Source organism: Streptomyces javensis (assembly GCF_039525925.1).
Taxonomy (GTDB): Bacteria; Actinomycetota; Actinomycetes; order Streptomycetales; family Streptomycetaceae; genus Streptomyces; species Streptomyces asiaticus.
The window spans coordinates 119276-132415 of record NZ_BAAAIF010000016.1 but is presented as its reverse complement, the minus strand read 5'-3'; the positions used below and the strand labels follow the sequence as shown (position 1 = coordinate 132415).

At 72.9% G+C, this 13140-nt stretch carries 9 protein-coding genes; all 9 read left to right on the top strand.

The window, feature by feature from the left end:
* Window positions 1-137 precede the first annotated feature (137 nt).
* The 9 genes from ABD329_RS17320 (at window position 138) to ABD329_RS17280 (ending at window position 12820) form a co-directional block, all read left to right on the top strand.
* Window positions 138-581 carry an SRPBCC family protein gene (locus tag ABD329_RS17320; RefSeq protein ID WP_137980052.1) on the top strand — a complete coding sequence of 148 codons (444 nt, stop codon included), beginning with the start codon at window positions 138-140 and terminating at the stop codon, window positions 579-581.
* A 505-nt stretch (window positions 582-1086) separates the two neighbouring features.
* Complete coding sequence (locus ABD329_RS17315; protein ID WP_425574347.1) at window positions 1087-3447, top strand: MFS transporter; 2361 nt, start codon at window positions 1087-1089, stop codon at window positions 3445-3447.
* 508 nt (window positions 3448-3955) lie between these two features.
* Window positions 3956-6469, top strand: coding sequence for a SpoIIE family protein phosphatase (locus ABD329_RS17310; protein ID WP_198279863.1), 2514 nt, complete (start codon window positions 3956-3958; stop codon window positions 6467-6469).
* Complete coding sequence (locus ABD329_RS17305) at window positions 6466-7185, top strand: class I SAM-dependent methyltransferase (protein WP_198279862.1); 720 nt, start codon at window positions 6466-6468, stop codon at window positions 7183-7185. Before ABD329_RS17310 ends, ABD329_RS17305 begins: the two co-directional genes overlap by 4 nt.
* Before the next feature lie 106 nt (window positions 7186-7291).
* A complete protein-coding gene (locus ABD329_RS17300; protein ID WP_198279861.1) occupies window positions 7292-8125 on the top strand; it encodes a M55 family metallopeptidase in 834 nt (277 codons plus the stop codon).
* A complete protein-coding gene (locus ABD329_RS17295) occupies window positions 8118-9458 on the top strand; it encodes a M20/M25/M40 family metallo-hydrolase (protein WP_198279860.1) in 1341 nt (446 codons plus the stop codon). Before ABD329_RS17300 ends, ABD329_RS17295 begins: the two co-directional genes overlap by 8 nt.
* An 8-nt stretch (window positions 9459-9466) precedes the next feature.
* Window positions 9467-11533, top strand: a complete 2067-nt coding sequence (locus ABD329_RS17290) for a prolyl oligopeptidase family serine peptidase (RefSeq protein ID WP_309142854.1) — start codon at window positions 9467-9469, stop codon at window positions 11531-11533.
* Window positions 11530-12273: a 4'-phosphopantetheinyl transferase family protein gene (locus ABD329_RS17285; protein WP_198279859.1), complete on the top strand. Its 744-nt coding sequence runs from the start codon at window positions 11530-11532 to the stop codon at window positions 12271-12273. Before ABD329_RS17290 ends, ABD329_RS17285 begins: the two co-directional genes overlap by 4 nt.
* Window positions 12266-12820 (top strand): GNAT family N-acetyltransferase, encoded by a 555-nt coding sequence (locus ABD329_RS17280; protein WP_198279858.1) that lies wholly within the window; start codon window positions 12266-12268, stop codon window positions 12818-12820. Before ABD329_RS17285 ends, ABD329_RS17280 begins: the two co-directional genes overlap by 8 nt.
* The last annotated feature ends 320 nt before the right edge of the window (window positions 12821-13140 follow it).

Sequence of the window (13140 nt, the reverse complement as noted above, 5' to 3'; positions counted from 1 at the left end):
TCGTTACCACAATAGAACACATGTTTGATTGGTTTTCGTCAACCCCGGATTTGGGCCGGTGCCCCTGAGGTGGTTGGCTTGCGCCTGTCAGGGCGTCAAGGGCTGAAGGCGCCACGTCGAGGGCGGAAGGAAATGCGATGGGGCAGGTCGAGGCCACAACGGAGCGGATCGTCACGGGCAAGCCCGAGGATGTGTTCGACGCACTCGCCGACTACCGCGACACCCGCCCCCGGCTCCTCCCGCAGCAGTTCAGCGAGTACGAGGTGCGCGAGGGCGGCGACGGCGAGGGCACCGTCGTGCACTGGAAGCTCCAGGCCACCAGCAAGCGGGTGCGCGACTGCCTGCTGGAGGTCTCCGAGCCGTCCGACGGTCAGCTGATCGAGAAGGACCGCAACTCCTCGATGGTCACCACCTGGACCGTCACCCCGGCGGGTGAGGGGAAGTCGCGGGTCGTCGTCACCTCGACCTGGACCGGCGCGACCGGTATCGGCGGCTTCTTCGAGCGGACCTTCGCCCCCAAGGGGCTGGCCCGGATCTACGACGAACTGCTGGCCAAGCTCGCCGCCGAGACGGCCGAATAACGCCCATGGCGCCCATGGCGCCCATGGCGCCCTGATTCCGTCCCCGGCCCCGTCTCCCGGACCGAACGTCGCACTCACCGGTTCGGGTGGTTTTCTCCGCGGTTCCGCATACCCCCGTACACACTCTCACCGGGGCGAATGCCGTCCGCGGCCCCTCGTCGGCGATTCGTCGCTGTTTGCCCCCCGTTGCGCGTGATGCGAGAAATGGGCGGCGCAGACGTGACGAGGGGAGATGGACGTGGGCGGCACCTCCGGGACCACCGGCGCCACCGTGCCGAAGCGGCGAGAGAGCCACGAGCACGGCGGGTACGAACCGGCGGGCGCTCCCGCCCACGCCACCGACGACGGAACGGAAGCCGGCGGAACCGAAACCGGCGGAACCGAAGCCGGCGGAACCGAAGCCGGCGGAGCCGACGCGGGTGGCGCCGGGGCGGGTGCGGCGCCGCACCCGGCGGACGGCGCCGCCCCGGCGCCGCCCACCCCGCTCAGCCCGGCCCGGGTGCGGATGGTCTTCTTCGGGCTGATGCTCGCGCTGCTGCTCGCGGCACTCGACCAGACCATCGTCGCCACCGCCCTTCCCGAGGTGGTCGGCGAACTCCACGGCCTGGGCAAGATGTCCTGGACCGTCACCTCCTACCTGCTCGCGGTCACCATCGTCCTGCCGCTCTACGGCAAGCTGGGCGATCTCATCGGCCGTAAGAGCGTCTTCGTCTTCGCGATCGTCGTCTTCATCGCCGGATCCGCGCTCGCGGGCTGGTCACGCACGATGGAAGAGCTGATCGCCTTCCGGGCGGTGCAGGGCGTGGGCGCCGGCGGTCTGATGATCGGCGTCCAGGCGATCATGGCCGATATTGTTCCCCCGCGAGAACGTGGCCGCTATATGGGGCTCATCGGCGCCGCGTTCGGTCTCGCCTCGGTGGCCGGACCGCTGCTCGGCGGGTTCTTCACCGACCATGCCTCCTGGCGCTGGTGCTTCTACGTCAACGTCCCCTTCGGGCTGCTCACCCTCGCCGTCGTGGCCGCCGTCCTCAAGGTGCCGGAGCCGCCGCGGCGGGCCCGATTCGACTATCTGGGCGCGCTGTTCCTGTCCCTGTTCTCCACCTGTGCGGTGCTGCTGACGAGTTGGGGCGGCACGGAGTACGCGTGGGGCTCCCGCGTCATCCTCGGGCTCGCCCTGGGGGCGGCGGGCTCGGCGATCCTCTTCGTCGTCGTGGAGTGCGTCGTCCCCGAACCGATCATCCCGATGCGGCTGTTCCGCGACTCGGTCTTCTGCGTCAGCGGGCTGATCGGCGCCGTCATCGGCGTCGCCCTCTTCGGCGCCGCCAGCTATCTGCCGACCTTCCTCCAGATGGTCGACGGCGTCTCGGCCACCGAGTCGGGGCTGCTGATGGTGCCCATGATGGGCGGCATGGTGCTGGCCTCCATCCTCGCCGGGCACCTCATCAGCACCACCGGCCGCTACAAGGTCTTACCCGTGGTCGGCGGACTGATCTCCATCGGCGGCATGTGGCTGCTCTCCCGGCTGGAGGAGGACACCACCCGCCAGGACTACAGCCTGTGGATGGGCGTCCTCGGGCTCGGCATCGGACTCGTCCTCCCGGTGCTCATCCTCGCCGTGCAGAACTCCGTGCCCGCGGCCGACCTCGGCTCGGCCACCAGCGCCAACAACTACTTCCGGCAGATCGGCGGCAGCGTCGGCGCGGCCGTCTTCGGCACGCTCTTCGCCAACCGGCTCACCGACCGCCTCCGGGTCGACCTGCCCTCCGGGGCGGCGTACGGGAGCGGCGGCGACGGAACCGGTCTGCCCGACCCCGACTCGGTCACCCCGCAGATGGTGCACGCCATGCCGGGCGCCCTGCGTGACGGTTACATCGCGGCGTACGCCCACGCCATACCGCGGATCTTCCTCTATCTCGTGCCGGTGCTCGTCCTGGGCTTCCTGCTCGCCTTCCTCCTGAAGGAGAAACCTCTGGTGTCCCACACCGACTATGCCGTCCAGCAAGACCCGCAAGATCTGCACGACCCCGACCCCGTGGTGCCGGCCGCGCGCACGGGCGCCCGGCCCCGGCACGCCGCGGCCGCCTCGCCCACCGCGCCGCCACCCACCGCGGGCGTCCCGGTCTGCGGCACGGTCCAGCACCACGACGGCACCTCGGTCCCACGGGCGGCCCTGACCCTCATCGACGTCGGCGGCCGCCAGATCGGGCGCGGCGCCACCGGGGAGGACGGGCGGTACGCGCTGAGCACGCCCGGCGCCGGGTCGTACGTCCTGATCGCGGCGGCCGGCGGCCACCAGCCGCGGGCGGTCAGCGTCACCGTCGGGGACCGGCCGGTCGAGCTGGACGTGGTGCTCGGCGGCGCGGGCCGGCTCGCCGGTGCCGTCCTTACGGCGGACGGCACGCCCGTAAGGGAGGCGACGGTCACCCTGACCGATGTGCGCGGCGAGGTGGTCGCGGCCACTCGCAGCGGCCGCGAAGGGGGCTATGTGATGGACGAGTTGGTGGCGGGTGAGTACACCCTCGCCGCCAGCGCCCCCGCCTTCCGCCCCGCCGCCCTCCCGGTCACCGTCCAGGCCGCCCGCGAGACCCGGCAGGACATCGAACTGGCCGGTGGCGCGGTCCTGCGCGGGGTCGTCCGGGCCACCGGGGGCCGGGTGGTGGAGGACGCCCGGGTCACCCTGCTGGACGCCGCGGGCAATGTGGTCGACACGGCCACCACGGGCCCGGACGGCGCGTTCCGCTTCATCGACCTGTCGGCGGGCGAGTACACGGTCATCGCGTCCGGCTACCCGCCGGTGGCCACGGTCCTCCAGATCGCGGGCGGCGGCCGTACGGAGCGCGATCTCCAACTGGGTTACGAGGACTAGGGGCGTCCGGCGGCTCATGACGCCTGCGGCGGGCTGCTCCCCTCCCCGCCCCTTCCCGCAGCGTCGATTTGCGGCTCCGCCGTGCGACGGGGCCTCCGCCTCCGGACCCCGGCCGGACGGCCCGGAGGTGCGCGGGCGTCCGCCGGGCCTTCCGCCGCGTCGGCGTGCCGCGGCAAGGGGGCGGGCTGGCCGGGGCTCCGCCCTAGGCCTCGAGGTTTCGCCCAAGGCTCCGGGCCGGGGTTTCGCCCGGGCCCGCGACCCCGAGCCGGGGCTCCGCCCAAGGCTCCGGGCCGGGACTCCGCCGTGAGTGCCGGGGTCCAGGGGCGGGGCCCCTGGTAGCGGGAAGGGGCGGGGAGGGGAGAGATCAGCTGGGAGGTGCGCTGCGGCGACTCCCTCGCACGTACCCGCACATGACACCTATTCGGGTATTGCCTCCCGCAGCCGCCCGCAACAGCCGTACCGTGGGTAGCGCTGTCGCAGATCTTGCGTGCGAAGGAGTCTTCCGCCTATGGAGTACGGCACGTCGCGCTGCGACGACGGCCGGGGCGCGTCGCCCGTGGTGCCGGAGCAGCGCAGGGGTGTCCACGGGAGGATGCCGCTCGCGGTCGTCGTCATCGACGCCGAGGGGCGGGTCACGCACTGGAGTTCGGGGGCGCGCAGGCTTTTCGGACCCACGCGTCAACAGGCCGTCGGCCGGCTCGCCGTCGACCTGATGCCGGTCTCCGGGGCGTTACGCGGCGCCGAGGTGCGCACCGACGCGACGGGCAGCCCGGAGCTCGACGACTCGCGGCTCGGCACCATGTACTACCCGACCTCGGGGCGGGCCCGTATGGCGGAGCCGGGCCATGGCCAAGTGGACGTCCTGTGGTGGGCGTATCCGCTGGTGGGCCCCGGCCCGGAGCGGCTGCTGGTGCTGGCGGCGGACGCCAAGGGCGTGGGCGGGGACGCGCTGGGGCGCGACGAGCGGATCGGGCCCGGATTCGCGCTGCACACCGAGTTCCCCGGCGCCGAGCGGCTGGCGGACCGGCTGCCGGACATCCTGCCCAATATGGGCCCGGCCACGGCCGGCCGGATCGTCGCCCAGGTGCTGGAACTGGGCTATCCGGTACTGGAGATCAGCCACCACGAGCGCGTCCCGGTGACACCGGACTGGGGGATGCCTCGCTACCGCGAGCGTCGCGAGCGTCGCGAGCGCCGGGCGCGCCGTGAGCGCCAGGAGGCCGTACGCCGGAGCGCGATCGCGGCGGACGGCGCACCAGATCGGGCGCACGCCCCCGAGCGCGCGCCGGACCCCGGCGACGTGGACCTGGAGTACGCGGCGGTCCGTGAGCGGCTGGAGTTCCTCAACGAGGTCAGCGGTCGCATCGGCACCTCCCTGGACCTCGCCCGCACCATCCGCGAGGTGACCCGCGCCGCCGTCCCGCGCTTCGCGGACTTCGCCGGGACCCATCTGCGCGCCCAGGTGCTGGCGGGCGAGGGGTTCCCCGACGGCCCGCCGGACGTCACCACCGTCTGGCACCGCGTCTGGGTCGAGCACAACGACGAACCGGGCCGCTGGGACGACACCGTGCCGGTCGGGGAGAGCATCGCGTTCCCCGAGCACACCCCGTTCTTCCAGTGCATGGTCACGGGCGAGCCGGTGCTGATCCCGCACATCAGCGACGAGGTGGGCGACCGGATCGCCGGGCAGTTCGAGAAGCGCGACCTCAGGCCCCTGATCAACGGCCGGTCGATCCTGATCGTGCCGCTCAAGGCGCGCGATGTGGTGCTGGGATTCATGGTGCTGCTGCGGCGCCCGGGGCGGGAGCCGTTCGACGACATGGACCGCACGACCGGCGCCGAACTGGCCGCCCGCGCCGGGCTCGTGCTCGACAACGCCCGGATGTACACCTATCAGGAGAACGTCGCCGAGACGCTCCAGGACAGCATGCTGCCCCAGGTGACGCCGCGCATGGCGGGCTGCGACACCGCGACCCGCTATCTGCCGGGGACCCGGCTCGGCCGGGTCGGCGGAGACTGGTTCGACACCATCAAGCTGCCCGGGTCGCGCACCGCGCTGGTGGTCGGCGACGTCATGGGGCACGGGCTCACCTCGGCGGCGATGATGGGGCAGCTGCGCACCGCCGTGCAGACCATGGCCGCGCTCGACCTGCCGCCCGCCCAACTGCTGCGCAACCTCGACGATCTGGCCCAGCGGCTCGGCGAGCACTATCTGGCCACCTGTCTGTACGCCGTCTACGACCCCGTCAGCTCAGAGCTGGCGGTCTCCAACGCGGGCCATATCCCGCCCGTGCTGGTGCGGGCCCAGGACGGCCGCAGCGAGCTGCTGGACCTGCCGACCGGGGCGCCGATCGGTGTGGGCGGGGTGCCCTTCGAGACGGTGACGGTGCGGGTGGCGCCCGGCGACCGGCTGGTGCTGTGCACGGACGGCCTGGTCGAGGTGCGGGGCCAGGACATCGGCGCCGGGATCGCCGCGCTCTGCGAGTCCGCGGCGCATCCGGCGGCCTCCATGGACGACGCGTGCGACACCATCATCCGGGCGCTGGCCGCCGCGTCCCGGGACACGGACGGCCGTGACGGCCGCAAGGACGACGTGGCGCTGCTGATGGCCCGGCTGAACGGCATACCGGCCGAGGACGTCGCCCAGTGGCGGCTCGCACTGGACCCGAGCGAGGTCGGGCGGGCGCGCCGGCTCGTCCGCGAGCGGCTGCTGCGGTGGGGGCTGCCGGAGTCCGTGGAGACCGCCGTGCTCCTGGTGAGCGAGGCGGTGACCAACGCGATACGGCACGCCCACACCCACCATGTGCGGCTGCGCCTGGTGCGCACCGACGCCCTGCTGTGCGAGGTCACCGACGACGACCACGAACTGCCGGCGCTGCTGAGCGCGGACCGCGACGCCGAGAGCGGGCGCGGGCTGCGGGTGATCAGCAAACTGGCGCGCGAGTGGGGGACGAGCCGCACGGGGCGCGGTAAAACGGTGTGGTTCGAGCAGGCGTTGGCACACCCAGGGGAGCGGCGATGAGCGTTTCGGAGCGCTACCGGCAGGCGTGGGAGAGCTACTGGCGGGAGACCTCGGACGTCCCGGGGGACGCCATCTGGGACGCGGACCCCTCGCTGAGCGCCGCCCCGCACCTGGACCTGTTCGCCCCGCACGCCGACACCTCGCTGCCGATCGTCGACCTGGGCTGTGGCAACGGCACCCAGACCCGCTATCTGGCCTCCCGCTTCGGACGGGCGGTGGGCGTCGATCTGTCCCAGGCCGCGGTGGACCACGCACGCCGCGCCGACCCCGCGGCCGCGGCGGAGTACCGGCGGCTGAGCCTCACGGACACGGCCGCGGTGGCGGACCTGGCCCGGCGGCTCGGCGACACGAATGTGTACATGCGGGCCGTCATCCACCAGAGCGACGCCGCCGACCGGCGTCCGGTCGCGGAGGCGGTGGCCACGCTGCTGGGGCGGCGCGGGCGGGGATTCGTCGCGGAGCTGACGGCCCGGTCCAAGGACGTGCTGCGGGAGCTGGCCGCGAGTCCGGGCGGCCCGCCGCCGAAGCTGCGCCGGGTCTTCGACCACGGGCTGCGGCCGGCCGACGCGGCGGACAAGGAGGTTCCGGAGGTGCTGGCGGAGGCGGGGCTGGAGATACTGGCCGACGGCCCGACCGCGCTGCCCCAGACGGAGCAGTGGCCGGACGGCTCCCGGGTCGAGCTGCCGGCCCGCTGGTTCGTGGTCTCGCGGGCGTAGTCCGACGTGGCGGCCGCACCCCGCGCGCGGCGGGCGGGAACGGTGGACTGGACCAGTTATCCACAGGGGTGGTTCGGGTCGGGCGCGGCGCGTAACGTTTCGAGACATGAAGATCCTCATCAGCGCCGACATGGAGGGCGCCACCGGCGTGACCTGGCCGGCTGATGTGCTGCCCGGCACCCCGCAGTGGGAGCGCTGCCGTCGTCTGTTCACCTCCGATGTGAGCGCGGCCGTCGCCGGGTTCCTCGACGGCGGTGCGGACGAGGTGCTCATCAACGAGGCGCATTGGAGCATGCGCAATCTGCTGCTGGAGGAGCTGGACGACCGCGCGCAGATGCTCACCGGGCGGCACAAGACCCTGAGCATGGTCGAGGGCGTGCAGCACGGTGATGTGGACGGGGTGGCGTTCGTCGGCTACCACACCGGCGCGGGCACCGAAGGCGTCCTCGCCCACACCTATTTGGCCAACTCCATCACCGGCGTATGGGTGAACGGCGCGCGGGCGAGCGAGGGCAGGCTCAACGCCCTGGTGGTCGCCGAGTACGGGGTGCCGGTGGTGCTGATCACCGGGGACGACAAGACCTGCGAGGACGCCAAGGACTATGTGCCCGACGCCCGGTGCGTCGCGGTCAAGGACTATGTCTCGCGCTATGCGGCGGTGTGCCGCACCCCCGCCCGCACGGCCGCGGACATCCGGGAGGCGGCCCGGGAGGCGGCTGTGCTGGCGGTGCGCCATGAGCCCGCGAGCGGCGGGCCGTTCACGCTGGAGCTGGAATTCGACGCCGAGCATCTGGTGGGGGCGGCGAGCGTCGTGCCGGGCGTCGAGCGCAGCGGCGAGCGCCGCGTCGCGTACACCTCACCGACCATGTACGAGGGGATCCGCTGCTTCAAGGCCGTCACGACGGTCGTCTCGGCCGCGGTGGAGGAGCAATATGGCTGACGGGGACCGTGCCGAGGCGATCGACGCCCAGGCGCTGGAGGAGGTGGTGCGGTTCACCTCCGATCTGATCAGGATCGACACCACCAACCGCGGCGGCGGTGACTGCTCGGAGCGCCCGGCCGCCGAGTATGTGGCGGAGATGCTGGGCGATGTGGAGATCGAGCCCACCCTGCTGGAGCGGTCGCCGGGGCGCACCAATGTCGTCGCCCGGATCGAGGGCACCGACCGGTCCGCGCCCGCGCTGCTGGTCCACGGCCATCTGGACGTGGTGCCCGCCGAGCCCGCCGACTGGACCGTGCACCCCTTCTCCGGGGAGGTGCGCGACGGGGTCGTCTGGGGCCGGGGCGCCATCGACATGAAGGACATGGACGCGATGGTGCTCGCCGTCGTCCGGGCCTGGGCGCGGACGGGCGTGCGGCCGCGCCGGGACGTCGTGCTGGCCTTCACCGCCGACGAGGAGGACAGCGCCGCCTGGGGCGCGGGCTTCCTCGCCGACCGTCACGCCGAGCTCTTCGAGGGCTGCACCGAGGGCATCAGCGAGTCCGGGGCCTTCACCTTCCACGCCGGGTCCGGGATGCGGGTCTACCCCATCGCGGCGGGGGAGCGCGGCACGGCCTGGCTGAAGCTCACCGCGCACGGCCGCGCCGGACACGGCTCCAAGGTCAACCGGGACAACGCGGTCAGCAGGCTGGCCGCCGCCGTCGCCCGCATCGGGGAGCACAGCTGGCCGGTCCGGCTGACGCCCACGGTCAAGTCCGCGCTCACCGAACTGGCCGCGCTCCAGGGCATCCCGGCCGAGGTGGACGCGCCGGACTTCGACGTCGACGCCCTGCTGGCCAAGCTGGGGCCCACCGCCGCCCTGGTCGAGCCCACCGTGCGCAACAGCGCCAACCCCACGGTGCTCGAGGCCGGTTACAAGGTCAATGTGATCCCGGGCAGCGCGACCGCCTATGTGGACGGGCGGATGCTGCCCGGCGGCGAGGAGGAGTTCCACGACACCCTCGACCGGCTCACCGGCCCGGATGTGGAGTGGGAGTTCCACCACCGGGAGCGCCCGCTGGAGGCGCCGATCGACACCCCCACGTACCGGGCGATGCGCACCGCCGTCGAGCACTTCGACCCGGGCGCCCGCGCCGTGCCGTACTGCATGTCGGGCGGCACCGACGCCAAGCAGTTCTCCCGGCTCGGCATCGCCGGATACGGCTTCTCACCGCTGCGCCTGCCCGAAGGCTTCGACTACCAGGCGCTGTACCACGCCGTGGACGAGCGGGTTCCGGTGGAGGCCCTGCACTTCGGCGTCCGCGTGCTCGACCACTTCCTCCAAAGGGCGTGAGAAACACGGTGCAGCAGCAGACGGCCGTCCTGGCGGCCCCTTACGGTGACTGGCCCTCCCCGGTCGACGCCGCGCTCGTCGCCTCCCATGACGGCCATCCGGAGTATGTGGGCACGGTCGGCGAGGAGGTGTGGTGGACCGCGCCGCGCCCCGGCGAGGGCGGCCGCCGCGCCCTGATCCGGCGGCGCACCGACGGCGCCGAGGTCCCGGTGCTGGCCCCGCCGTGGAATGTGCGCAGCAAGGTGATGGGGTACGGCGGAATGCCCTGGGCCGCGGTGGACCGCGCGAGCGGTCCGCTGGTGGTCTTCGTCCACTTCGCCGACCAGCGGTTGTACGTCCATGAGCCGGACGCCCCGGCCGGGGCCGCGCCGCGCCCGCTGACCCCGCTGTCGGCGGTGGGGGAGGGGCTGCGCTGGGCCGACCCGGTGCTCCTCCCCGAGCGTGGCGAGGTGTGGTGTGTGCTGGAGGAGTTCACCGGCGCGGGGCCGGTGGATGTGCGGCGGGTCATCGCCGCCGTACCGCTGGACGGTTCGGCCGCCGGGGACCGTGCGGCGGTGCGCGAGCTGACCGACGACCGCCATCGCTTCCTCACCGGGCCCCGGCTCTCGCCCGACGGCCGGCGGGCAGCCTGGATCGTCTGGGACCACCCCCGGATGCCCTGGGACGGCACGGAGGTGATGCTGGCCGAGGTCGCGGAGGACGGCTCCTTCACCGGCGCCCGGCCGGTGCTGGGCGGGCCGGAGGAGTCGGTCGCCCAGATCGAATGGGCCGAGGACGGCGCGCTGCTCGCGGCCACCGACCGCACCGGCTGGTGGAATCTGCACCGTCTCCGGCCGCCGGAGGAGACGGCCGGTGCGGGGGAACGGGCCATGGCCGGGCGGCCGGTGGAGCTCTGCCCGCGCCAGGAGGAGTTCGGCGGGCCGCTGTGGAAGCTGGGCCACCGCTGGTTCGCCCCGCTGGCCGGCGGTCTGATCGCGGTGCTGCACGGCCGGGGCGCGGCGGCCCTCGGCATCCTCGACCCACGCACCGGCGAGCTGGCCGATGTGCCGGGCCCCTGGACCGAATGGGAGCCGACGCTCGCCGTGAACGGCACCCGCGTGGTCGGCGTCGCGGCCGGCCCGCACAGCGGCCACGAGGTGGTGGAGCTGGATGTGTGCACCGGCCGATCCCGGGTCATCGGCAGCGCCCACACCGACCCGGTGGACCCCGCGTACTACCCCCGGCCGGAGGCCCGCACCTTCACCGGACCGGACGGCCGGGAGATCCACGCCCAGCTCTACCCACCGCACCATCCCGGCCACAGCGCACCGGATGGTGAGCTTCCGCCGTATGTGATCTGGGCCCACGGCGGGCCCACCGGCCGCGCCCCGCTCGTGCTCGACCTGGAGATCGCCTACTTCACCTCGCGCGGCATCGGTGTCGCCGAGGTCAACTACGGGGGCTCCACCGGCTATGGCCGCGCCTACCGCGAGCGGCTGCGCGAGCAGTGGGGCGTGGTCGACGTCCAGGACTGCGCCGCCGTCGCCGGGGCGCTCGCCGACGAGGGCATCGCCGACCGCGCCCGGCTCGCGATCCGCGGCGGCAGCGCGGGTGGCTGGACGGCGGCGGCCTCCCTCACCGCCACGGATCTCTACGCCTGCGCCACCGTCAGCTACCCCATTCTCGACCTGGTGTCCTGGGCCACGGGTGGCACCCATGACTTCGAGTCGCGCTACACCGAATCGCTGGTCGGCCCGCTGGACGAGGTGGCCGACCGCTACCGCGAGCGCTCCCCGCTGCACCGGGCCGACCGCGTCCGCTCACCCTTCGTACTGCTCCAGGGGCTGGACGACACCATCTGTCCGCCCGAGCAGTGCGAGCGCTTCCTGGAGGCGGTCTCCGGGCACGGCGTCCCGCACGCCTATCTCACCTTCGAGGGCGAGGGCCATGGCTTCCGCCGCGCCGATACGATGATCCGCGCCCTGGAGGCCGAATTGTCGCTGTACATCCAGACCTTCGGGCTGATCAGATCCGATGTGCCCACCCTGGAGCTGCTGAAGTCAGTGGTTCCGAACTCCACTGGAGGAGCGAGTTGACACCCCCATCGGCCCCGCGCATCGTCGGTCGTGATCCGCTGCCCACCGCCGTCGGCGACGCCTGGCCGCAGGACGGCGAGCCGGAGACCTGGCTGCTCAGCGTCTCGCGGTACACCGCGGCCATGGACGCGGGCGCGCCCGGCACGATCCTGGACGCCGACGAGCGGGAGCGGGCCTCGAAGTTCCTGCGGGCGGAGGACCGCGAGCGCTATACGGCGGCCCATCTGGGGCTGCGGCAGCTGCTCGCCGCCTATCTGGGCGTAGCTCCCGCCGATGTGCCGTTCACCCGCGAGGACTGCCCCGGCTGCGGCGGGCCGCACGGCCGCCCCGCCGTGTCCGGCACCCCGCTGCACTTCAATATGTCGCACGCCGGTGATCTGGTGTTCTTCGCCTTCGCGGGCTCCCCGGTCGGCGTGGACGTGGAGAAGCTCCAGCCCGTCTCGGTGGTCGAGGGGGTCGCCGAGAGCCTGCACCCCAAGGAGCAGGCCGAGCTGAACGCGCTGGCGCCCGCCGGCCGGCCCGCCGCCTTCGCCCGCTGCTGGACCCGTAAGGAGGCCTACCTCAAGGGGCTGGGCACCGGCCTGTCCCGGGACCCGGCGGTCAACTATGTCGGCACCGGGCGCTCCGCCGTGCCGGTCGGCCCGTGGGCGATGACCGACGTCCCCGTGGACGGGGTCATACCCGGGAGCTCCGGCTATGCGGCGGCCATGGCGCTGCTGACATCATCGCCGCATGCCTGACGTCCGGTATCTCGCCGAGGGGGCCCGGACCGCCATCCGCCACACCCGCCGCGAGGACGCCGCGGAGTTCACCAGGCGCGCCCGGGAGAGCATGCCGTTCCACCGCCCCTGGCTCACCCTCCCCACCACCGAGTCGGCCTTTCAGCACTACATCGCCCAGCTGGAGCGCGAGGACCGCGAGGGGTTCCTGGTCCATGCCCGGGAGACCGGTGACCTGGTCGGGTTCATCAACATCAACAACATCGTGCGCGGCGCCTTCCAGTGCGGCTCCATCGGCTACGGCGCCTTTCCGCCCGCCGCCGGGCAGGGTTATATGTCCGAGGGGCTCGGGCTCGTACTGCACTATGCCTTCGGGCCGTTGGGGCTGCACCGCGTCGAGGTCAACATCCAGCCGGGCAACAAGGCGTCGATCGGGCTGGTGAAGCGCCATGGCTTCCGGCTGGAGGGATTCTCCCCCGACTTCCTCTATATCGAGGGCGCCTGGCGCGACCACGAGCGCTGGGCCATGACCAGCGACATGCTGGACCAGCGGACCGCCCCTGGCTGACTAAGCGCTCCGCTGGAAGTTTCGCGATGGGCAGTCGGCCGGCTGCGGCGCCGTCGTGGCTGGTCCCACGCGGCGGAGCCGCACATCGGCACAGCCGCGGCGGAGCCGCACATCGACGCAGCCCGCGCCCCTTCGGGGCGCTGCCCGAACCGTAGCGGGCTTCCTCCGGCCTGCTCAGGGTGCCGGACGACAGTGCCGGGTGCCGGGTGCCGGGCGCCGGTACGGCTGACGGGTCGCCACGATCGGTCCGAAGCGGCTCTGTTCAGCGGGCCCGTCGGCGTTGTTCCATGGTCACCGGACGGTCGCCGCACCGAGGTGAC